Annotated in this window: 21 protein-coding genes and 1 other annotated feature; of the genes, 6 read left to right on the forward strand and 15 right to left on the reverse strand. The window is 34.2% G+C overall.

The window, feature by feature from the left end:
• Positions 1 to 25 precede the first annotated feature (25 nt).
• Positions 26 to 1,384, reverse strand: coding sequence for a magnesium transporter (mgtE, locus tag B5V89_RS09960; RefSeq protein ID WP_244913481.1), 1,359 nt, complete (start codon positions 1,382 to 1,384; stop codon positions 26 to 28).
• Between the two features lie 164 nt (positions 1,385 to 1,548).
• On the opposite strand from mgtE, the gene prpE reads away from it, so the two are divergent.
• Positions 1,549 to 2,286 (forward strand): bis(5'-nucleosyl)-tetraphosphatase PrpE, encoded by a 738-nt coding sequence (gene prpE, locus B5V89_RS09965; protein ID WP_107920357.1) that lies wholly within the window; start codon positions 1,549 to 1,551, stop codon positions 2,284 to 2,286.
• A 42-nt stretch (positions 2,287 to 2,328) separates the two neighbouring features.
• Here the strand turns inward: prpE and B5V89_RS09970 are convergent, their stop codons facing one another.
• The 3 genes from B5V89_RS09970 to yjbM are packed head-to-tail and all read right to left on the reverse strand — an operon-like array spanning position 2,329 to position 4,684.
• Positions 2,329 to 3,201, reverse strand: coding sequence for an RluA family pseudouridine synthase (locus tag B5V89_RS09970; RefSeq protein ID WP_108071772.1), 873 nt, complete (start codon positions 3,199 to 3,201; stop codon positions 2,329 to 2,331).
• A 14-nt stretch (positions 3,202 to 3,215) separates the two neighbouring features.
• A complete protein-coding gene (locus B5V89_RS09975) occupies positions 3,216 to 4,010 on the reverse strand; it encodes an NAD kinase (RefSeq protein ID WP_108071972.1) in 795 nt (264 codons plus the stop codon).
• Between the two features lie 29 nt (positions 4,011 to 4,039).
• Positions 4,040 to 4,684: a GTP diphosphokinase gene (yjbM, locus tag B5V89_RS09980; RefSeq protein ID WP_066234189.1), complete on the reverse strand. Its 645-nt coding sequence runs from the start codon at positions 4,682 to 4,684 to the stop codon at positions 4,040 to 4,042.
• 150 nt (positions 4,685 to 4,834) lie between these two features.
• On the opposite strand from yjbM, the gene B5V89_RS09985 reads away from it, so the two are divergent.
• From B5V89_RS09985 to B5V89_RS10000, 4 genes are all read left to right on the forward strand, one after another.
• Positions 4,835 to 5,428 (forward strand): CYTH domain-containing protein, encoded by a 594-nt coding sequence (locus B5V89_RS09985; RefSeq protein ID WP_108071774.1) that lies wholly within the window; start codon positions 4,835 to 4,837, stop codon positions 5,426 to 5,428.
• Positions 5,429 to 6,046 (forward strand): lytic transglycosylase domain-containing protein, encoded by a 618-nt coding sequence (locus B5V89_RS09990; RefSeq protein ID WP_107920360.1) that lies wholly within the window; start codon positions 5,429 to 5,431, stop codon positions 6,044 to 6,046. It abuts the gene before it with no gap.
• Positions 6,047 to 6,208: 162 nt separating this feature from the next.
• On the forward strand, positions 6,209 to 6,610 hold the full coding sequence (locus tag B5V89_RS09995; protein WP_066234177.1) for a globin domain-containing protein: 402 nt from the start codon (positions 6,209 to 6,211) through the stop codon (positions 6,608 to 6,610).
• The gene (locus B5V89_RS10000; RefSeq protein ID WP_066234173.1) at positions 6,607 to 7,482 is read left to right on the forward strand and encodes a ClpXP adapter SpxH family protein; all 876 of its coding nucleotides are present in this window, start codon (positions 6,607 to 6,609) and stop codon (positions 7,480 to 7,482) included. Before B5V89_RS09995 ends, B5V89_RS10000 begins: the two co-directional genes overlap by 4 nt.
• Before the next feature lie 551 nt (positions 7,483 to 8,033).
• Here the strand turns inward: B5V89_RS10000 and pepF are convergent.
• The 4 genes from pepF to spxA form a co-directional block, all read right to left on the reverse strand.
• Positions 8,034 to 9,851, reverse strand: a complete 1,818-nt coding sequence (gene pepF / locus B5V89_RS10005) for an oligoendopeptidase F (RefSeq protein ID WP_108071775.1) — start codon at positions 9,849 to 9,851, stop codon at positions 8,034 to 8,036.
• 161 nt (positions 9,852 to 10,012) lie between these two features.
• The gene (locus B5V89_RS10010; protein WP_108071777.1) at positions 10,013 to 11,200 is read right to left on the reverse strand and encodes a competence protein CoiA; all 1,188 of its coding nucleotides are present in this window, start codon (positions 11,198 to 11,200) and stop codon (positions 10,013 to 10,015) included.
• Positions 11,201 to 11,303: 103 nt separating this feature from the next.
• Positions 11,304 to 11,960, reverse strand: coding sequence for an adaptor protein MecA (gene mecA, locus B5V89_RS10015; RefSeq protein WP_107920362.1), 657 nt, complete (start codon positions 11,958 to 11,960; stop codon positions 11,304 to 11,306).
• Positions 11,961 to 12,333: 373 nt separating this feature from the next.
• Positions 12,334 to 12,729 (reverse strand): transcriptional regulator SpxA, encoded by a 396-nt coding sequence (gene spxA, locus B5V89_RS10020; protein WP_066234161.1) that lies wholly within the window; start codon positions 12,727 to 12,729, stop codon positions 12,334 to 12,336.
• A 540-nt stretch (positions 12,730 to 13,269) separates the two neighbouring features.
• Positions 13,270 to 13,521 (forward strand) — a binding site (T-box leader).
• A 70-nt stretch (positions 13,522 to 13,591) separates the two neighbouring features.
• Here spxA and trpS point away from each other — a divergent pair.
• A complete protein-coding gene (trpS, locus tag B5V89_RS10025; RefSeq protein ID WP_108071779.1) occupies positions 13,592 to 14,581 on the forward strand; it encodes a tryptophan--tRNA ligase in 990 nt (329 codons plus the stop codon).
• A 47-nt stretch (positions 14,582 to 14,628) separates the two neighbouring features.
• Here trpS and B5V89_RS10030 read toward each other — a convergent pair whose 3' ends face one another.
• The 7 genes from B5V89_RS10030 to B5V89_RS10060 all read right to left on the reverse strand — a co-directional run bounded on the left by B5V89_RS10030 (position 14,629) and on the right by B5V89_RS10060 (position 22,236).
• Positions 14,629 to 15,375 carry a YjbA family protein gene (locus tag B5V89_RS10030; RefSeq protein WP_066234155.1) on the reverse strand — a complete coding sequence of 249 codons (747 nt, stop codon included), beginning with the start codon at positions 15,373 to 15,375 and terminating at the stop codon, positions 14,629 to 14,631.
• A 155-nt stretch (positions 15,376 to 15,530) separates the two neighbouring features.
• Complete coding sequence (opp4C, locus tag B5V89_RS10035; RefSeq protein WP_066234152.1) at positions 15,531 to 16,433, reverse strand: oligopeptide ABC transporter permease; 903 nt, start codon at positions 16,431 to 16,433, stop codon at positions 15,531 to 15,533.
• Between the two features lie 12 nt (positions 16,434 to 16,445).
• Entirely contained in the window at positions 16,446 to 17,411 is a 966-nt protein-coding gene (opp4B, locus tag B5V89_RS10040; RefSeq protein ID WP_107920363.1) for an oligopeptide ABC transporter permease, read from the reverse strand.
• A 35-nt stretch (positions 17,412 to 17,446) separates the two neighbouring features.
• Complete coding sequence (opp4A, locus tag B5V89_RS10045; RefSeq protein ID WP_108071781.1) at positions 17,447 to 19,174, reverse strand: oligopeptide ABC transporter substrate-binding protein; 1,728 nt, start codon at positions 19,172 to 19,174, stop codon at positions 17,447 to 17,449.
• Between the two features lie 26 nt (positions 19,175 to 19,200).
• Complete coding sequence (locus B5V89_RS10050) at positions 19,201 to 20,211, reverse strand: ABC transporter ATP-binding protein (protein ID WP_066234146.1); 1,011 nt, start codon at positions 20,209 to 20,211, stop codon at positions 19,201 to 19,203.
• A complete protein-coding gene (locus B5V89_RS10055) occupies positions 20,208 to 21,236 on the reverse strand; it encodes an ABC transporter ATP-binding protein (RefSeq protein ID WP_066234143.1) in 1,029 nt (342 codons plus the stop codon). The genes B5V89_RS10050 and B5V89_RS10055 overlap by 4 nt, the downstream gene beginning before the upstream one ends.
• Positions 21,237 to 21,444: 208 nt before the next feature.
• Positions 21,445 to 22,236: a DUF2268 domain-containing putative Zn-dependent protease gene (locus B5V89_RS10060; RefSeq protein ID WP_108071783.1), complete on the reverse strand. Its 792-nt coding sequence runs from the start codon at positions 22,234 to 22,236 to the stop codon at positions 21,445 to 21,447.
• Positions 22,237 to 22,383 lie beyond the last annotated feature (147 nt).

Raw genomic sequence — 22,383 nt, forward strand, 5'->3', positions numbered from 1 at the left:
TCCTCCCCTTTTTAAAAACTAATTTTCAAATTAAATGACTCATAAATAAATTGGCCATTCCAAAATAAATTAAGATTGAGATAATGTCATTTATCGTCGTAATAAATGGACCTGATGCAACCGCAGGGTCAATATTTAGTTTATCCATAAGTAGTGGAATTAACGAACCTGACATAGTTGCTACAACTAATGAAGCCAATATTGATATCCCTACCAATAGGCCAAGAAAAAGTTCCCCTTTCCATAAGTACACAATAATCATAATCAAAATACCGCATGTAGCACCTGTTATGAGTCCTGTTCCTGCTTCCCTAAGAATAAGTTTCCATTTACTCTCTTCATTCACATCTCCAGTTGCAATTCCTCTCACAGCTACAGCTAGAGCCTGTGTCCCAGTATTACCTGCCATCCCGCCAATCAACGGGATAAAAACAGCTAATAATGCTACTTGTTTCAGTGTATCTTCAAAACGGCCAATAAGGCTGGCAGTAAACATCCCCAAAAAAAGTAAAACAATAAGCCAAGGCAATCTTTTCTTTGCTGCTGAAAACGGACTTTTACTTGGAGAATCCATATCAGTAACTGCAGCAAGCTTGGAGTAATCTTCTGATGCCTCTTCATCAATGACATCAACGATATCATCAATTGTTATAATCCCCAATAAATGTCTTTGAAAATCCACTACTGGAATCGCTAAGAAATTATAATCCTTCATTTTTCTAGCGATATCTTCCTGATCATCACCGACCGATACGAACACGACCCGATCATTCATAATTTCCGTAATCATCGTATCGTCATCTTCAATAATTAAGTCGCGAAGTGAAATAACGCCGACAAGCTTTTTATCATGATCAACGACATATAAATAATAAATCATTTCCGCTTTGGCAGCTTCATTCTTTAAAATAAACATGGCTGAACGAACGGTTTGACTTGCCTCGATTGCGACATACTCAGTTGTCATAATACTACCGGCAGTGTATTCTTCATAATGAAGCAAATCTTTAATTTCTTGTGCTTCCTTCTGATCCATCATCGTTAAGTAACTTGCAACTTGATCTTTTTCAAGAAGATTTAACACATCGACCGCATTATCGGTAAACATATAAGAAAGGACATCTGCCGCATATTGAGGATTCATTTCGGATAATAGTTTTTGATATTCATCATCCTCAATTTCAAGCTGTTCAAATAAAAATGCCATTTCTTCCGGAGACAAAAAATAATAAACTTGTTTTCTATGTACAGGATCAATGCCAATAAAAAACTGTGCTTGATCATAGGGATGTAAGCTTAAAAATTCATCACGGAAATTGTGAATTTCTTTATTTTCTAATGCAGAATTCAATAACGCCTGCTGATGAAGTTCGTTTTGCTCCAATGAGTTTTCACCCACTAACCATCACCTCATTTCTAAAATTACATACTACATATCCTAACAAAACTTTATCCATTTGTATTGTAATTTGAATATAGTTTTCCACATACTTTTTTAAAATATCTTTAAAATAATTAATAATCACTTTAGTAAAGAAAGGATACAAAATGAAAATTGATATTATTGGGGATATTCACGGCTGTTATGATGAATTTGTTCGTTTAGTGACTGCTTTAGGATATAAGTTTGAAAATGAAATTCCGATTCATCCAGGTAATCGAATATTAGGATTTGTCGGTGATCTCACTGATCGCGGTCCACAATCTTTAAAAGTTATTGAGACCGTATGGAAACTTCGCGAGAAAAATCTTGCCTATTATGTTCCCGGAAATCATTGCAATAAACTTTATCGTTATTTTTTAGGAAGAAATGTACAAATATCGCATGGTTTAGAAACAACTGTTGCTGAGCTAAAGGCCTGCACAAGAAAAGAGGAAAATCATTATAAAAAAATGTTTATGCAATTATATGAAGAGGCACCACTGTACCAAATAATCGATGAAAATAAATTAATCATTGCACACGCAGGAATTCGTGAAGATTATATTGGATTGTCCAATAAAAGTGTTAAAACGTTTGTACTATATGGTGATATAACTGGAGAAAAGCATGAGGATGGCTCACCAGTAAGAAGAGATTGGGCTAAAAATTACTTTGGTGATGCATGGATTGTCTATGGACATACACCTGTTAAAAAACCTAGGTTTGTTGGAAAAACTGTCAATATCGATACTGGTGCTGTATTCGGTGGAAAGTTAACAGCACTGCGCTATCCTGAAATGGAGACTGTTTCTGTTGATTCTACGATGCCTTTTGTGGAAGAGAAATTTAGGAGTTTTGAGTAACAAACAATGGACTTTAGCCTTTTACGCTAAAGTCCATTGTTTTCACACCTCAAACGGAAAATCACTATGAAAATTCATTTCCTTTTCTAGAGTCGGATGATAAAAAGTAAGGTTGCTGCAGTGCAGGGCTTGCCGCTCATATATATCCGTACTTCCTCCATAAAGATCATCACCTAACAGCGGGTGACCAATATAAGACATATGGACACGAATTTGATGCGTTCTTCCTGTATCAAGCGACAATCTGATATGACAAAACTTCGAACGACGTTTCAACACGTGATAATGTGTGCGTGCAGCTTTCCCATCTGCTCTTACTTCTCTCTCAATAATGCTTGACTCTTTACGGCCAATCGGTGCATCAATCGTTCCATCATCTTTGCTTAAAACCCCTTCTACCAATGCCTCATAAGTGCGTTTAATCATTCTTTTTTGCTGCATTTGACTTAACAAATGATGGATATATCGATGCTTCGCCACAAGAACTAGACCGGATGTATTTCTATCCAAACGAGTCACAATATGAACCGTTGCATCAATGGATTTTTTTTGATAATACCCGATTAATGCATTGGCAAGACTCCCATGGGGATGTTCTCTTGAAGGGATTGTATTCATAAATGCAGGTTTATCAATAACTAGCAGGTCTTTGTCTTCAAAAATAATTTGAATCGGAATATCCTCACCAATTAATGTTTCACTGCTTTTCTCAGGTGGAAAAGTAACCTCAAGTCGATCACCACATTTTAATTGATACAAAACATTTTCTTCACGCTCGTTGACCGTTATTTGACCACCAGCGAATTTGATATCTGTTAACGCTCGTCGTGAAATATCTTTTTCACTTAAAAATTGTCTAATAATTTTCTCTTCATCTTTTTGAACGATTGTCCATTGCAAGGAATACGAAGCCATCATGCTCCCTCTCTTTAATCTGAAATAAATGAATCATGAACTCGTTTCCAAAACGGGAAAGGGCGAAAACGAGCAAAGCGAACTTTCTCATCAGCAACACGGAATTGTATCGATTTCACATCTTTATGTAACAATGTTAGATGATCAATGGTAATCATGAAATCTTGTTCTCGAACAGGTTTAAGCGTGCATGTATGATGACCCGGGAAAATCAATGGTGACCCGATTGTTCTAAATACTTTATTATTAATAGAAGCCATCTCCGCTAATTGTATCGCCTTTATTGAAGGATGAATGATCGCACCACCCAACGCTTTATTATAAGCAGTACTTCCAGATGGAGTTGAAAGACATAGCCCATCCCCGCGAAAACGTTCAAAATGTTGACCGCGGACATCAATATCCATGACTAAAGTGCCTTCCACACATTTTACTGTCGACTCGTTTAATGCTAAATATCTTGTTTCTTTGCCGCCATGCTGATAACGAATGATTACTTCAAGAAGTGGATATTCAACAACCTGATAAGGAGTTTTGGCGATCGCTATCACAAGCTTCTCGATTTCTTCGGGAACCCAGTCTGCATAGAAGCCAAGATGGCCAGTATGCACTCCTACAAAAGCGGTTTTATCTAACCTTGAACTATAACGATGGAAGGCATAAAGCAATGTCCCATCCCCACCAACCGAAATAACGATATCAGGTTTTGCCTCATCATACTCAAGTCCAAAATCTTGTAAATATGTACGAATTTTATGCATCAACGTATTTGACTTTGCATTTCCTTTTGATGTAATCGAAAACTTCAAGTTCAATCACCATCTCCCTATAAAATGTACTAATTCTTTTTCCTCGTATTTTTATGCTGTTCTTTATTTTTTGTAAAATAAACTTGTGCTTCTTGAATTTCTTCTCGTATTTCGGACATTTCTTCATCCAATAGGAAAGCGGCTTCTGCAGCACGTTGAAGTCGCATTTTAATGTCCTCAGGAAACTGTCCACGATATTTATAATTTAGGGAATGCTCAATTGTCGCCCAAAAATTCATTGCAAGAGTACGAATTTGAATTTCACAAAGGATCTTTTTTTCACCATGAATGGTTTGAACAGGGTATTCGATTACGACATGATATGAGCGATAGCCACTCGGTTTATTATTAGAAATATAATCCCGTTCTTCAATAATGTTAAAATCATTCCGCATTCTTAATAGCTCGACAACTTTTTTTATATCATCAACAAATTGGCACATCATCCTAAGTCCAGCAATATCCTGCATCTGGGTTTCTAATTGATCGAGCGGGATTTCTTTTTGCGTTGCTTTGTCTAAAATACTAGCAATCGGTTTTACACGCCCGGTTACAAATTCAATTGGAGAGTGGATATGCTCCTGCTCGAACTGGGTCCGCATACCTTTTAATTTAATTTTCAATTCATCCACCGCTTGTTTATAAGGAGCTAAAAATTGGTCCCAATGGTTCACTAACAATCACCTCTAACTAACAAATCAGGAGTAGAAATTTACCTAATCATAAATCCATTTCCATTTTACCATATTTCTTGTTTGCTAATGCAAGACTACAATTGATAAAATGCAAACAGTGACTAAAGGAAAAAGGGAGCGATAATAAAAATGGGCAGTGTAATTGAAATCGAATTAAAAAATATCGTAACGAAAGATGAATTTATCCGGATCAAAAATGAGTTTTCTATTAAAGATAATGATTTTACTAAGCAAATCAATCATTATTTTGACTCCCCTACTTTTAAATTAAAACAAATAGGCTGTGCACTGCGGATTCGAAAGAAAAAGAATCAATTTGAACTTACGCTAAAGCAGCCTGCCGAGATCGGCTTGTTAGAAACGAATGAAATAATTAATGAACAACAAGCCAATCAAATGATTACATATGGAGAACTGCCTGAAGGAGAAGTAAAAAACAAATTACTTCAAACCAATTTCCCATTACATTCCATCCGTTATTTTGGTTCATTGACAACAAATAGAGCTGAAATAAATTATTTAGACGGCTTACTTGTTTTTGATTGTAGTTCCTATTTAAATAAGAACGATTATGAGATAGAATATGAAGTAAATGATAGAATAATAGGTGAAAAAAATTTTCAAGAGTTGATGAACCGATTAAATATTCCTATTCGTGAAACTGAAAATAAAATTGTTAGGTTTTATAAAGCAAAAGAACAATGTTTAAGTGAGGAAAAATGAATGACAACAGTTAATCAAATTAAAACATTGCTTGAAATACAAGCACTTCAAAGTTTTACAAATCCATCTAGTACCCAATCATCGGATACAAATTCCCTTTTCCAACAATTGTTAACATCAGCGCTTGAAAGTTCAATTAATGGAAAAACAGAAAGTAGTACAACTAATTTATATAGTACGTTAAATCAGACATTACCCGTGAATATTCATTTTCCAACCAATCAAAAACCAATCAATGCTCCAAAAGATCTTGATTCAATTATTCAAAAGGCAAGTGAAAAATACAATATACCTAAAGAATTAATTAAATCAGTCATTCAACATGAATCTAGCTTTAATGCAAATGCAGTTAGTAAATCCGGTGCATCTGGTCTAATGCAATTAATGCCTTCAACTGCCAAAAGTCTAGGAGTGACAAATGTTTTTGACCCGGAGCAAAATATATTTGCCGGTAGTAAATATTTAAAAAATATGCTTGATCGTTATGATGGCGATATCAATTTAGCACTTGCTGCATATAACGCCGGACCGGGCAATGTCGACCGTTTCGGAGGAATTCCACCATTTAAAGAAACCCAAAATTATGTAAAAAATATAACAAACTCTTTTTATAGTTAAACGTTATTCAAAAGAATAGCGTTTTTTTCTATTAATCCTCTGGGATATTATTCATTGCTTTGCAAAATATAATAATTGAAAAGGCTATTTGTTTGAGTTATTAGACGTTCACCTGCTAAAATGAATATACACAATAAAAATCTTTTTAAAGGAGCTTTTCATATGGTAGAGAAACGCATAGTGCCGTATGAGGTAATCGGGGAAAAAACGCTGCACCAACTAGTCGATGCATTTTATTCGAGAGTCGCGAAACATCCCGATCTAATCCCAATATTTCCGAAGGACTTATCCGAAGTCGCAAAAAAGCAAAAAATGTTTTTAACACAATACTTGGGTGGGCCTCAATTATATACAAATGCATATGGTCATCCGATGATGCGTGCACGTCATCTTCCACATGAAATAACGCCAAAACGAGCAAAAGCATGGTTATCATGTATGAGTGAAGCAATGGATGAAGTAAATTTAGAAGGAACAATACGAGAAGAGTTTTTTTCTAGATTAGTTTTGACTGCCAGGCATATGGTAAATACTCCAGATGAATTATCGGGTGAAATAAATTGAAAGACAAAGATATTCTAGTTTCAAATTACCATTGTTTTTGTAATTCTGATAAAAAGCCTCTAGAAATTTATATGTTTGTCGATCCGTTATGTTCCGAATGCTGGGCATTAGAACCTATTATAAAAAAGTTACAACTAGAATATGGACAATTTTTCTCCTTGAAACATGTTTTAAGCAGCAGTTTAACAAGATTAAATGTAAACTCTAAAAAAATGGATGCCCTTGCTCAACTTTGGGAGAAAACGGCCTCAAAAACCGGAATGCCCTGCGATGGGAGCCTCTGGTTTGAAAATTCAATTACTGCTCCATATATAACATCGATTGCGATTAAAGCTGCTGAATTGCAAGGAAGAAGAGCCGGAATTCGTTTTTTGAGAAAAATACAGGAAGTGTTATTTTTAGAAAAGCAAAATGTTACTAATATAGATGTTCTCGTTAAATGTGCAAACAGTATTAACTTGGATACTGAAGAATTTTTAAATGATATTCATTCGGAGAGTGCTGCTAAAGCATTTCAATGTGATTTGAAAATTTTATCGGAAATGGAAGTCGATGAATTCCCTTCCCTTGTTTTTTTTAATGAAAATATTGAAGATGAAGGGTTAAAAATCACTGGGTTTTATGAATATAGTGTGTATGTACAAATTCTTCAAGAAATGTTAGGTGCGAAAACAAAACCAAACCCTTTGCCGCCATTAGAAATATTTCTAAAAATTTATAAAGTAGCTCCTTCAAAAGAAATTGCCATCGTCTATGATATGACTATAGCAGATGTAGAGAAAAAGCTAAAAAAATGGGTGTTACAACAAAAGGTGAAAGCCATCCACGGAAAACACGGTACGTATTGGAAGTATATTGAAAAAGAAGAATAATATTAGATAAGGGTATAGTTAATACTATATCCTTTTTTTGTAGTTGTCGAAGTTGATGAGTTTTTCGAATCATTATAAGAAAAAGGCCTTGCATCAGCAAGACCTTTTTCAACACGAACAAAGGGGATGGGAGAAATTTTTCACGGTCAAACAAAGGGGTATATGTTTGTTTGTGATCAACTTCACGTCCTTACTATAGCATGTTATGACTTGTATGTGCAAGTATATGTTAAGACCTTCACAATATTGTCAAAAACAAGTGATAATTAATCTGCTTAGTACATAAATATATACTAGTCAGGTTTTATGGAAGGAGTATTTCTATGCAAAAGTTTGTTTTTCCAATTTTTTTCTTTGTGATCCTCCTTGCTTTTTGTATTAACATTCTGGGGCTTATGAAACTCCTTCCACTTTTCATTACCTCACCTATGCTATTTCTGACACTGTTCATTTTTGTCCTTTATTTAAACAGAAGAAATCATTTTCGAGGATTTAAATAAGAAAAGGTCAAGCAATTTTGCTTGACCTTTTCTTATTTAGATTGGATTTTACTACGATAATAAACGTTCAAGTTCATTTAATTTTTCTTCAAATACTTTAAGAGCTTCTTCGATTGGACTTGGTGATGTCATATCCACTCCTGCCTTTTTTAACACTTCAATTGGGTAGTCGGAACTTCCGGCTGACAAGAACCCGATATAACGTTCAACAGCAGGTTTTCCTTCTTCCAGAATTTGCGCACTTAACGCAGTTGCAGCGCTAAAACCGGTTGCGTATTGATAAACATAATAATTGTAATAGAAATGAGGAATTCTTGACCATTCTAATCCAATTTGTTCATCAATAACAATATCCTCTTCACCAAAGTATTTTTTATTTAGATCATAGTATTCCTTCGTTAATAATTCCGCCGTTAATGCTTCACCGTTCTGTTCTTTTTGGTGAATTAAATGCTCGAATTCAGCAAACATTGTTTGACGGAAAACAGTTCCGCGGAATCCTTCTAAATAATGATTTAATAAATATATTCTTTTCTTTTCATCATCAATCGTTTTAAGTAAATAATCATTCAATAAGGCCTCATTGCATGTAGAAGCTACTTCGGCAACGAAAATTGAGTAATCACCATAGGTAAATGGTTGATTTTTCCTTGTATAATAACTGTGAACACTATGGCCAAATTCATGTGCTAACGTAAAAAGATTGTTAACATTATCCTGCCAGTTCATCAAGATGTACGGATTTGTGCCGTATGCACCAGATGAATAGGCCCCACTTCTTTTGCCTTTATTTTCCACAACGTCTACCCAGCGATTTTCAAAGCCTTCTTTTAAAATATCTAAATATTCTTCACCAAGTGGTGCAAGACCTTTTAGAACTATCTCTTTAGCCTCATTGTAAGGAATTTTCATCTCCACATCTTTTACAAGTGGAGTATAAAGATCATACATATGCAATTCCTTAACTCCGAGAACTTTTTTCCGAAGTTTAATGTATTTGTGTAAGAGATGGAGGTTGTCATTCACCGTATTCACGAGATTATCGTAAACACTTTCAGGAATATTGTTCGCCGATAGTGCAGCATGTCGTGCAGAATCATAATTACGTACTTTTGCATTGAAATTATCCCTTTTTACTTGGCCGCTTAATGTACTGGCAAATGTATTACGGAAATTCCCGTAAGTCTCATACACTTTCTCGAAAGCTTCTTTTCTTACTCTTTGGTCGGAGCTTTCTAAAAATCGAGAGTAACGCCCATGTGTAATTTGAACCTCTTCACCATCCTCGTCTTTAATAGATGGAAATTCCAGGTCGGCATTGTTCAGCATTCCAAATGTATTGCTTGATGCATCCATAACCTCAGATGCTTGGGCAAGCAGTGCTTCTTGATCAGCAGATAGAACATGTGGGCGTTGAAGATTTAATTGTTCTAATACGTGCTCATACAATTTCAATTCACTTTTTTCATTAATAAAGCTTTTTAGTTTATTTTCTTCGATCGACAAAATCTCAGGTACTAAATAGGCAAATACACTTCCTGCCTCTGCTAATAAACTTCTCATTTGGCTTTCTTGACCTTGATAAAAGGAATTTCCGGTGTCTTGATCATTGCGCATATGTGCGTATGTATACAATTTGCCTAATCTTTCGGATACCTCATCTTGAAATTTTAATGCCTCATATAATTGATCAGCACTTTCGCCAAGCTTCCCTTTGAATTGGTCAGCTTTTGGTAATAATGTTTTAACATCCTTATATTCCTTTGCCCATAAATCATCGCTTGCAAATATATCTTCCAATCTCCAAGTTAATTCTTCAGCTACTTCATTACGATTTGGAAGTGATTTAGTAGAAGTTCCAGCAGTCATTATTTTTCCTCCATTCTTTTTAAAAAGCTAATTTTCAATACACATTTTAACGTTACATATGATCATGTAAAAAACGTTAAAAAAGGATACTAATAAACAAAATTTTTTCATTCTTCTTTATTTTAATTAAACATTTGAATTCCTGCAAATAATTAAATTACTCATTTATAAAATGTATTCATAAACTCATTTTCCATACGTGCAGCTTCCTCTATATTGTTTGGAAAGGGTATTGATTTATTCATTGCAAACCTCCCTTTTCGAGTTTCTTCTAAATATCCAAATTTAGATAAGAGTTTTAAGTAGTGATAAATCATTTGCTTTAAAAATTTCACATGTATTAAAGGAAACTTTCGTAATTGGATGTCTCCATTCAAAACCCGTTCTTCAAATTTTCCGACCACTAAAGCAAGAGACGTTTCATTCCCCTTATTTAGATGCTTGAAACTATCACACCAGATAAAATATTGCCAAATGGATACATGTGTTTTACAAATTTCCATAAACTTAACAGGAATTCCGATCAAAGGAGGGAATAAAATAGGTGAATGTCTATTGTAATACGCTGTGGCAAGAAATGAATCCTTTAAATTTGAAGCGTAGATGATTTTATTTTGGAGCATATTTTTCTTTTCATGGAACCAAAAGTTCCAATCAAATTTTTTGTTGTTTTTATTTGAAAGGTTGAGTGGAAAATCAACTGAAGCTAATGGATATGTCATCTGTTGAGCAAAAACTTTTCTAATCGAGATAGGTGCTAACTGCGAAAGTATTGTTATATTTTTGGTTTCGGGTGAGTAGCTGTAAATATGCATTCCATTTGTAGAATTATACTGTGCTAACGACCATTGAAAATCAGATACTTTAAATACGTTGTCAATTAGGGTAAACTTTTTTTGGTAAGGTTCACCACCAAGTAACCAAACTGGAACGATATCAATTGAGGAATAACCCTCCGTCCGTTTTTCAATTTCCTCTGTCGGAATAGCTGAACATTGAAACTCAATAGCATATTTTTTTCCATGCTTTTGAACATATAGATCCGAGCGTTGGTTAATTTCCGGGAAGAATTTCTCCATTTCAACGTTCAACCCTTGAGCTTTTAACCAACAAAACAAATCAATTTTCCCTTGTAAATGGCGTTCACTTTCGGGTTCTGAACTTGTGCAATTCGTGTTAGTTTTATGTGCGAAGTGAGGTATTTTAATCTTGCCAATCTTTACAATTACTTCTTCATGACATTGCGGACAATATAAAGGTGTTTTGCCTCTTATTTTCATTAGCTTTTCTTTACTTTCGGGATACAACAAGCAATACAATTCTCTATTTTTTGTAATAGCTGTAAGCATTTCTACTTCACCCTCCTCCCATAAATATTCAATTAGGCAGTTAGTTTATCCTCCTTCCAATACAAAAAAAATACCAATTTCATTATGAAATCGGCATTTATATTTATTTAAAGTACTTTTGTATCGTATCAAATACATTTCCATCGATGATCGTATTTCCATATTCTTGGAGACGATGTACGGTAAAAGATGACTCTTCTCCGTATTCAAGCAAAATACTTAAAACGTTATCAATCGACTCTTCGTCAAACACTTCTTCAGGAAACTCAACATATAAATAATATTTATTGTTGTATGACAAAAGCTTAGTGATGATGTCGTCTAAACCGGATTGCTTAGATAAAGAAATGACATCTTCAAAATCTTTGAATGCCAACATAAAGTCTAATATTTCATCTTCTTCCTGAAGACCCTTTGATTGAAAATGCTCATCAAGAAATTCTTCAAGTCGGTCGTTAATCGGTAATTCCTTAAGCTTTTCTTCTGATATCGGCAGTTCAAAACGCTGTCCATCTTTAGATAGCTGTGCTTTTGTTACCAATACTTCAAGTCCTTTATCAAGCGCCTGAACTTGAATCCACAATGGACCTTCTGGTACAAACTCTTCTTCATGATGAATTTCATCCATCATTTCCCAAAAAAGTTCCTCACTTCTCTCTCGATCATACCAAATTTCTTCGCGATTAAATCCTCTTTCTTCTATATCACCATAAGAAATATAAAACTTAACTGTATTTTCATTAATACGTTCGATTTCCATACATCAACTCTCCCTTCTATTTGAAAGTTATGAAGGGACTTGTTCCCCCATATAAGGCTAAGTGTATGCTAAACTGCTTAGGTAAAAGTGTAGAAAATTTCATAATAAATAATATTCTACTCTTGTACTTCTATTTTATGATAAAAAGATGTTAATTGGAAACAAAAACTCTTCCCAATTTTAAATTCCACTAATACCCAAAGGTTTTTTTCTAAAAAAAATTATTGTTTTGCTCATTTTAGCGGATATGCACCAAACATTCAAGACTAAATTTTCAGTAAACATATTTTTATCTTTGAAATAAAACGCCTCCATTCCAATCAATGCTGGTATGAAGGCGTTTTATATTACCTATTTCTATTTATGAAAAATATTAATTAACAAGTTTTTGAGCTTCAAGTAATTGATATGAGCGAACTTTTCGTGGTAAGAAACGACGAATTTCATCTTCGTTATACCCAACTTGCAAACGTTTTTCATCAACCATAATTGGACGTCTAAGTAGTCCCGGATTTTTTTGAATTAACTTATATAATTTTTGTAACGGATACGTATCTAAATCAACGTTTAACTTTTGGAAGGTTTTTGAGCGTGTAGATATGATTTCATCTGTACCATCCTCAGTCATTCTTAATATTTCTTTTATTTCTTCCAAACTTAAAGGTTCCGAAAAGATATTTCGCTCTTTATATTCAATATTATTTTCCTCAAGCCAAGCTCTTGCTTTCCTACATGATGTACAACTAGGTGAAGTGTATAATGTTACCATTTATCATTCACACTCCTTATCTATAAATTTAGTTTCATAATCCTTCAAGGATTAATTATTTAAATTAAAGGCGCTGTTAAATTTGACTGTTGTTTTCCGCTACAGGTGCTCACTTTCCGCTTCAATCAAATAGTGACAAATCAACATTGAACTTTAACATAGCCAAATTAAAATTACTTTAAATAAAAAATCTATATTATGTATTATACACTATTTGTACAACAATGAATATAGTTTTTCTAAAAATGAGTCCAGACATTTATAAAAATGACAACACTGTGACATTAGACTTATAGTCTATTTACCCCTGTAATCAGCCTTTAAACCATCTCTTTTATTCTTTTTTGCCCCCCTTTTCGCCTAACTTTACTTAAATGATTATCAATCTCATTTGCCTTTTTGATTCTGTCATGAGGCCGAACGATTCGACATACTCAGCATACTAGATCATCCTTAAATTATAATTAAAAAACAATTAAAATTTTCATACCTTGACTAAATCTTTTCACTTAGATATAATATGATAAATTTTAAAATATCGAAATAGCAATGATAAAGAGTAGTACATTTGTTTTTGTTTTGTAGAGAGTTTGTGGCTGGTGAAAACAAACAAACAAAACTTATGGAATGGACTTTGGAGCACTAAAAATGAACAGAGGATTCCTCTTATTAGTTTTTGGCGAGTAATCCCACGTTAATGGGATTCCATGAATTATTTCATGGAACTAAGAGGCACAATAGTTTACTTGTGCACTTAGGGTGGCACCGCGGAATCAACCATTCGTCCCTATTATTTAGGCGACGGATGGTTTTTTATTTTGCCTAAAAGGAAATCTAAACTTAATTCGAGGAGGAATTGTAAATGAAAACAATATTTTCAGGGATTCAACCAAGCGGGACAATTACACTTGGAAATTATATTGGAGCGTTAATGCAATTTGTTGAATTACAAGAGGAATATAATTGTTATTTCTGTATTGTTGATCAACATGCGATAACTGTTCCCCAAGATCGCTTACAATTGCGCAAAAACATTCGAAATTTAGCAGCTCTATATATTGCTGTTGGAATAGATCCTGAAAAAGCAACTTTGTTTATTCAATCAGAAGTGCCTGCCCATGCTCAAGCAGGATGGATGTTACAATGTGTAGCAAGTATTGGTGAGCTGGAACGTATGACACAATTTAAGGATAAATCTTCTGGTAAAGAGTCTGTATCTGCAGGCTTACTCACATATCCGCCATTAATGGCCGCCGATATATTATTATATAACACCGATTTAGTTCCTGTTGGTGAAGACCAAAAACAACATTTGGAGTTAACAAGAGATTTAGCCGAAAGATTTAATAAAAAATACAATGACATCTTTACGATCCCAGACGTTAGAATTCCTAAAGTCGGTGCAAGAATCATGTCATTGCAAGATCCAACAAAGAAAATGAGTAAATCTGATCCAAATACGAAAGGATTTATTTCGATCCTTGACGATCCAAAAACGATTGAGAAAAAAATCAAAAGTTCCGTCACAGATTCGGATGGAATTGTTAAATACGATAAAGAAAATAAGCCTGGAATTTCGAATCTGCTTTCCATTTATTCCATTATCGAAAATCGATCCATTGATGAAATCGTTCGGGAATATGAAGGAAAAGGTTACGGAGAATTTAAAAATGATCTCGCTCAAGTACTCATAAAAAAACTTTCTGCGATTCAAGAAAAATACCTTTCATTAGTTGAATCGGATGAACTTGATCGTATATTAGACATGGGCGCAGAAAAGGCCAACAAAGTGGCTAATAAGATGTTAAAGAAAATGGAAAACGCAATGGGACTTGGAAGAAAGCGAAAGTAAAAAAAGTAAAGGTGCACCAGTTAAATCGGTGTACCTTTACTTTTCCATTAATTGACCTTTGGACCATGTTCCAATTCCCAAAGCTTTTCAAAGAATGGTTGTCCTTTAATTAAATTTTCACAGAGATTTTCGTGTTTTTCACTCCAACCTCTTTTCACTTCTTCAAATAGACGATTCCAAACATCATTAAAATCCATAACCTGAATTTCTTGATACTGTTCCGGAGCCCACTCTGTATACCAATAACGAATTTCAGCTGCGTTGTTTGAAGAATGAAGTTGATCTAAAGCCATAAAAAGCAACTGCTTTAATTGCCTTTCTTTCCTTGTTAAACCATACATGCTCGCTGGGTCTGGAGATAAGATATGATGTTCTTTTTCTCCAACTCCCCCTTCAAATTGATAATTAATTGGTTCATGCTGTTCAATCATATCATATACAAGCTGTTCTTGCCGAGGGATTAATCGGCTTTTTCTAATCGGAATATTATATCCTATCGTATCTACAGCTAAAATTCCGTTTCCATCCGTTACAACAAAACAATATTCCAATTGTACCCGTTCATGATTTTTTCTTGAATAGGCCTTTTGATAGACATCATTCATTAGTTCCTGCGGTAAGTCACTCAAATCATTTTCTATGTAATGAAACAATAAAGAATCCACCAATAATAACGGAACTTGATCTAATAATTCGATCGTGTCATCCCTTCTCCATTCGTGGAAATGACAAATGTTATAGCTATTCTCTTCCCCTTCAAACCAATTCACCCATACATCATGTAGATATAGCATCAATTATTACCCCCTTGCATCAACTATTTAACAATCAGTATGGGCATACTTTAGTAAAATTATTCCTTGATTTACATATAAATCATTCACTCTAAGGAATAAAAAGAGAATGAAAAACTCCAATCAAACGATTGGAGTTTTTCATCGGATATTTTCTAATTTTTTGGATTCAGTGCATCTTTTAAGCCTTCACCAATGAAGTTAATAGAAAGAATAGTAAGTGTAATAATTATCGCCGGTGGCGCCCATATCCAAGGTTTATATTGGAGAACGTCAGGCTCCTTTGAAGAAGACAACATATTTCCCCAGCTCGGAACCTCTTGTGGAATTCCGAAACCTAAATAACTTAGACCAGCTTCCGCAACAATCATACTAGCAAAAGTTATACTAGCTTGAACAATTATGGTAGAAAGTACATTAGGTAATAAATGCTTAATAATAATTTTAGAGGATGAGCAACCAATCGATTTCGATGCCAATACATATTCGTTTTCTTTTTCAGCTAATATTTTGCTTCGAACAATACGGGCAACGCCACCCCAGCTAAGAAAACTAATGACGATAATAATTACCCAAACACCTGATAATTTACCGAATAAAATAGCACTTAGAACAATAACGAAAACAAGAAATGGGAAATTTAATATAAAATCGGTAAAACGCATTAAAACGCTATCTATTGCACCACCAAAATATCCTGCAAGAGAACCAATGATTGTTCCAAATAGTATGACAAAAAATGTACAAGTTATTCCAACTAATAAGGAAACCCTGCCACCATATAGTAGACGTGTAAATACATCTCTCCCACTTTTATCGGTTCCTAAAAAGTGCTCGGATGATGGAGATAAAGACATTTGTCCAATATTAACCTTTGTTATGTCTTGAGTTAAAACGAATGGTGCAATTATCGAAACAATTGTTACAGCCAACAAAAATATTAAACTCACCATAGCCAATTTATTTTTTACAAATTTCCGCCTTGCAACTGCCCAAGGGGAAAGACTTTTTTGAACGCCGCCTACATTCTGACTTGATTTCTTAGTTACAATTTCCATGTCTTCCCCCCCCTATTCTATTCGAATTCGCGGATCAACGACCCCATACAATATATCAGCAATTAAATTCCCGAATAATGTTAAAAACGAGAACATCATTGTCAAAGTCATTAATACTGGATAATCATTCGTTGAAACTGATTCAATGAATAGTTGTCCAATACCAGGATAAGTAAAAATTGTTTCAGTTATGATTGCACCACTAATAACGGATACAACATCAAATCCTAAAAATGTGACTAGCGGGATTATTGAATTCCTTAAAATATGAACATTATAGATTTTACTTTCTCTAGTACCCTTTGCTCTTGCTGTGCGTACAAAGTCTTTACGACTATTTTCAATAATATCATTTCGCAAAAATTGTGTATAACTGGCTGTACTTAAAAGACCGAGAACAACCGCTGGTAAGACAACATGATGAACTCTACTTAACCAATAATCCAATGTACCAGTAGAATACATAATATCAACCGAACCATTTGATGGAAAAATATTTAATTGAAATGAAAAAAAGTATATTGCAAATACAGCAGCAACAAATGATGGAATAGCTAGACCTAAATAATTCAAACCGCCAATTAAATGATCACCAATTGTATAAGGTTTTCGACCAGCATATATGCCCATAATAAAAGCTAATATGTAGGTAATTAAAAGCGACGAAAATCCTAGAAAAATAGTATTTGGAATTCTTTCACCTATTAGATCAGAAACAGGCATTTTATAACGTGAGGAATTCCCAAAATCCCCTTGAACAAAATTAGAAACCCAACGAAAATACTGAACATGGATCGGATCATAATATCCTAATTTTTCACGCATTTCTTTAATATATTCTGGATTCGTATTTGTTGGATCAATTTCTCCACTGAAGGAATCCCCTGGCATTAACTTTGCCAGGGTAAACACCACAATGGAGATAAGGAGTAACATTGGAATCATGCCCAAAATTCTTCTTATGCTATACTTCAACATGTTCATTCTCCTTATCTATTACCACTAAAAGTAAATTATTGTTCAATCCACCATTCATGTGGTCTATTCGTTCCGGATACATCTAATTTAACACCTTTTAAACGTTTACTTACTGCATATACTTCATCAGTTTCACCAATAGGTATCATTGGTAGTTCTTCGTTAACCAGTTTTTGCCATTCAACATACAATTGTTTACGTTTTTCTTGATCTGTTCCAACAATTTTAACATCTAATGCATCAGCTAATAATTTATCGTTTTGTTCATTTACCCAACGAGGATAGTTCCAAAGTGCATCAGAAGTCCAAAGTCCAGATGGATCTGGGTCCGTATCAGTACTCCAACCACCGTAGAATACTTCTAGGCTTTTATCTGCTTTATCAAGCATGTCATAGTAAAGATTTGAATCAATCATTTTTAACTTCGTTTTCAGTCCTACTGCTTCCCAATATTGAGTTAATGCTTTTGCTCGGGACTCAAATGTTGGGTTATCTGTTGCATAGTGACTGAAGTTTACGACAAATTCCTTACCGTTAGGATCTTCACGGAAACCATCTCCGTTCGTATCTTTATAACCGGCTTCATCTAACAATTTCTTTGCTTTTTCTGGATCGTATTCATACTGATTTGGTAACTCACTATTGTCAGCAGCAATCCAGTGTGCTGATGGTACAGGACGATTAACAGGTTTTCCTAATCCGAAGAAGAAAGCCTTTGTCCATTCTTCACGATTAATCGCATAAGCCATCGCCTGACGTAATTTTTTATTTTGATATTTATCAAAATTCATTACATTTTTATTTTTATCTCCATCCCATGTACCTAACCTAAATCCAACATAGAAATAAGATAAACCTGGAGCTTTTAACACTTCGACATTATTAAGCTTTTTAACTTCATCGTAAATACTCATATGAAATTTAGTTAAATCAAGTTTTTCATTTTTAAGTTCACCAACAACAAGACTAGGATCAATAACTTTTAATATAATCTTTTCAATATGTGGTTTACCTTGCCAGTAATCCTCATTTCGAACAAATTCAATTGATTCCCCAGGGACAATTTTATTTACTTTAAATGGTCCTGTCCCGATTGGTTTTTGACGAACTTGAGGAGATGACATCATATCTTTTACAGCTATACCTTCAAATTCTTTTCTAGACATTGGATGTGTCCAAAGATTTTCTAAGTTGTTTACACGTGCTTTATCAAAAGTAATTTCTATGTTATAGTCGTCAATTTTTTTCAATCCAGTAATTGTTTTTGCTTTTTTATTACGATATGCAGGTGCACCTTCAATATTTTTTACATTTTCATAACGTGGACCTTCATAATCTTTATTTGCAAGTGTTTCTATAGCAAAAATCCAATCATCAACAGTTAATTCTTCCCCATTATGCCATTTAACACCTTTTTTAAATGTAAATTTATATACTTTATTATCTTTAGTTTCCCATGAAGCAATATTTGGCTGTGCTTTTAATTGATCATCATATTTAATTAAGTCATCATCAAAAAAGTCAACAACCTCATGATCTACTGTATCTTTTTCAAAATTTATATTGAACAACCCTTTTGGAGCACTATCAAGTGCATAAACCAATGTTCCTCCATCTTTAGGAGCGCTTGCATTTTCGCCTTGTTTATCTGTGTCTTTGCCTTTTTCATTTGTATTTGCCTTATCCTTTCCACCACAGGCAGCAAGAAAGATCGACAACATAAGCATTAGCGCTGTCAATAGCAATATCGATTTTCTTCTCAATGTTATTCCCCCCAAATATTTATTTATTAATTATAAAGTACACAAGCAACTTGGTGACCAGGCTTCACCTCCTTTAAAGTCGGTTTCACCCTGGAACATTCCTCTTTCGCAACTGGACATCTCGTATGGAACGGGCAACCTGAAGGAGGATTTACCGGGCTCGGTACATCGCCTTGCAAAATGATACGTTCTTTCCGTTTACGAGGATCAGGTTCCGGTATTGCTGAAATTAATGCCTGTGTATATGGATGTAGCGGTTCTGCATATAAACTATTTTTATCTGCTATTTCAACTAAGTTACCAAGATACATAACCCCTATGCGATCACTCATATGCTTAACTACACTCAAATCATGAGCAATAAATAAATAGGTTAAATCAAATTCATCTTGAAGTTCTTTTAATAGATTCAGTACTTGCGATTGAACGGATACATCAAGAGCGGAGACTGGTTCATCTGCGACAATTAATTTTGGTTTTAAAGCTAACGCTCTTGCAATCCCAATTCTTTGCCGCTGTCCACCAGAGAACTCATGTGGATATTTATAATATGCATCCCCCGGTAATCCCACCTTTGTTAATAGTTCCATTACTTCATCTTTTAATTCTTTCATGCTTTTATTAGAGAAATTTCTTATTGGCTCAGATACAATGTCTCCAACCATTTGCTTTGGATTTAAAGATGCGTATGGATCTTGAAAAACCATTTGAAAATCTTTTCTAGCTAATCTTAATTCTTTTCCTCGTAACTTTGTAATGTCTTTTCCATCAAAAAATATTTTACCTGAGGTTGGGTCTAACAGCTTTAATATCGTTCTTCCGGCAGTAGACTTTCCACAGCCTGATTCACCAACTAACCCTAGTGTTTCGCCTTTATTTATTTCAAAACTAACATCATCTACAGCTTTTACTTCTGCTATCGTCCTTCTAAAAAAACCACCCTTAACCGGATAATAGGTTTTGAGATTTTGAATGGCTAATAATGATTCCGGATTTAATTCTTCCTTTACCTGATTTTTTGTAGCAGTATTGCTCATTGTAATTTCGCCCCTTCTTTCGGCATGCTAGTCTCATATAGTAAGCATGAAACCTCATGACCTGCATCTGTTTCGGCAAGCTGTGGAGTAATGCTTTTGCATTCCGGCATTGCTTTCGGACATCTATTAGCAAATCGACAGCCTACTTTAGGCATATTTTTCAATGAAGGTACAATTCCCTCAATTGAACTAAGTACTTCCACATCTTCATCCATTTTCGGGATAGCGCCCATTAAAAGCTCTGTGTATGGGTGCTTTGGATTATGAAATAATGTATCTACATCCGTTCTTTCCACGATCTTCCCAGCATACATTACGATAACTTCATCACACATTTCCGCAACTACACCCAAATCATGGGTAATTAAAATGATTGCCATATTATTTATTTCTTGAATTTCCTTTAATAAATCAAGAATTTGAGCTTGTACAGTAACGTCCAAAGCAGTTGTTGGTTCATCTGCAATTAGTAGTTTTGGTTGGCATGCTATAGCAATGGCTATCATGACACGTTGCCTCATCCCGCCTGATAATTGGTGAGGATATTCATCAACGATTTTTTCCGGTCGAGAGATTCCGACACTTTTCAAAAGAGCAATACTTTTTAATCTAGCTTCTTTTTTAGTAATTTCCATGTGATTGAAAAGAGTTTCCTGAAGTTGATAACCAATTGTAAAGACTGGATTTAATGATGTCATAGGTTCTTGGAATATCATAGAAACATCTTTTCCACGAAATTTATTCATTTCTTTGTCAGATAGCTTTTCTATGTTTCTCCCATCAAATATAACTTCACCTGCACGAATCTGTCCGATTCCCTTTGGTAAAAGTTTCATAACGGATAAAGACATAACACTCTTACCACAACCTGATTCCCCAACAACACCGACAATTTGCTTTGGCTTAACACTAAAGGAAACATCATCAACTGCATTATGTAGTTCACCATCTATTTCAAATGCTGTTTGTAAGTTCTTCACTTCTAAAATTGGTAATTGATTATTGAAGTTTGTTTTTGTACTCATCGATACACCTCAAACTCTTTTATTATTCTGAATGTTATTATATTAAACAAAATTTTATTACAATAAGATTACAATTGCAAGAACTTTTTAAAATTTCAAATGTGGGTGAATGTTTTAATTGATTAATAACTAGATAAAAATATTTCCATCAACTGGAAAGGACTGCTAAATGGTATTAGTTAATTAAAAAAACCCATTACACATGGGTTTAGTCATCAAAAATATTACGTGTGATAAAATTTTCAGAAGTACTTGAAAACATTTCACCTATTGAATATATATTATTTTTGCTATATTCCGAAATTATTTTATAACCAATCGCATATCCCATCATCGTTGGAACAAATTTTCTTCCAAAAAGGAGGTTATCATGTGTAGGATCTTTCTTTTTGATCGTTAATCTGTCTTTAAAATCACTATTCCAAAATCGTTTAAGTAATTTGTCTGAATAGACTCTTGTCCATGGTGCTAAGTAATTTGCTCCGCAATAATGTTCTACTGCATATTCAGCTAATCCCTCTAATATCAATGAATCGAGTAATGTATAATTTAAAGGATCCCCAGACATATAAGACATCCTTGTTGCATGATTGTATTCATGGACAAAAAGTGATTCCCATTCCTTTAAATCCTCTGTAGGTCCAAGAAATAAGATCATTTTATCTTTAAACGTTACACCCGATTTTCCATTTGTTTGACGGATAAGCGATCGATTCAATCCGTTTATCGGCAAAATATAAATTTTGATTTCCGGTCCATTCCATAACTTTTTATACTTTTTATAAAACTCGTTTATTTTCTCCCATGCGTTTACAGCTTTTAATTGTTTGAAAATGTTTTTTGACATTTTAGATGGTCTGTACATACCAAAAAACAACAAGTAGTCATAGTACGCTCTGGCATTTTTTACGGCTGGATCGATTTTTTTACATATTTCCTCCGGTTGATCAATTATATCCTCTAACCATGCATCTGTTCGAACTACCCCATTTTTCGTCACCTCGCAATATCTCCTTTTATCATATGTGGATATTACTTAAAGTTTTATTGCAATTTTCGCAAAATTACTTGTACAGATTTGATATATCATTTAAAATGATGGGAAATAACAAGAAGGGAGTGCAATATTATAAAAGCTCGCAAGGAA

It is taken from the genome of Heyndrickxia sporothermodurans (genome assembly GCF_003055045.1).
GTDB lineage: Bacteria > Bacillota > Bacilli > Bacillales > Bacillaceae_C > Heyndrickxia > Heyndrickxia sporothermodurans.

Excerpts from the sequence above, each read along its gene's own strand:
- opp4C (WP_066234152.1), bottom strand. The coding sequence starts at position 16,433 with ATGGAAATTGTAACTAAGAAATCAAGTCAGAATGTAGGCGGCGTTCAA.
- B5V89_RS10030 (WP_066234155.1), bottom strand. The coding sequence starts at position 15,375 with ATGCTATATCTACATGATGTATGGGTGAATTGGTTTGAAGGGGAAGAG.
- B5V89_RS10050 (WP_066234146.1), bottom strand. The coding sequence starts at position 20,211 with ATGAGCAATACTGCTACAAAAAATCAGGTAAAGGAAGAATTAAATCCG.
- trpS (WP_108071779.1), top strand. The coding sequence starts at position 13,592 with ATGAAAACAATATTTTCAGGGATTCAACCAAGCGGGACAATTACACTT.
- B5V89_RS09970 (WP_108071772.1), bottom strand. The coding sequence starts at position 3,201 with ATGGCTTCGTATTCCTTGCAATGGACAATCGTTCAAAAAGATGAAGAG.
- mecA (WP_107920362.1), bottom strand. The coding sequence starts at position 11,960 with ATGGAAATCGAACGTATTAATGAAAATACAGTTAAGTTTTATATTTCT.
- B5V89_RS09995 (WP_066234177.1), top strand. The coding sequence starts at position 6,209 with ATGGTAGAGAAACGCATAGTGCCGTATGAGGTAATCGGGGAAAAAACG.
- opp4B (WP_107920363.1), bottom strand. The coding sequence starts at position 17,411 with ATGTTGAAGTATAGCATAAGAAGAATTTTGGGCATGATTCCAATGTTA.
- B5V89_RS09990 (WP_107920360.1), top strand. The coding sequence starts at position 5,429 with ATGACAACAGTTAATCAAATTAAAACATTGCTTGAAATACAAGCACTT.
- B5V89_RS10010 (WP_108071777.1), bottom strand. The coding sequence starts at position 11,200 with ATGCTTACAGCTATTACAAAAAATAGAGAATTGTATTGCTTGTTGTAT.
- B5V89_RS09985 (WP_108071774.1), top strand. The coding sequence starts at position 4,835 with ATGGGCAGTGTAATTGAAATCGAATTAAAAAATATCGTAACGAAAGAT.
- pepF (WP_108071775.1), bottom strand. The coding sequence starts at position 9,851 with ATGACTGCTGGAACTTCTACTAAATCACTTCCAAATCGTAATGAAGTA.
- prpE (WP_107920357.1), top strand. The coding sequence starts at position 1,549 with ATGAAAATTGATATTATTGGGGATATTCACGGCTGTTATGATGAATTT.
- B5V89_RS10055 (WP_066234143.1), bottom strand. The coding sequence starts at position 21,236 with ATGAGTACAAAAACAAACTTCAATAATCAATTACCAATTTTAGAAGTG.
- spxA (WP_066234161.1), bottom strand. The coding sequence starts at position 12,729 with ATGGTAACATTATACACTTCACCTAGTTGTACATCATGTAGGAAAGCA.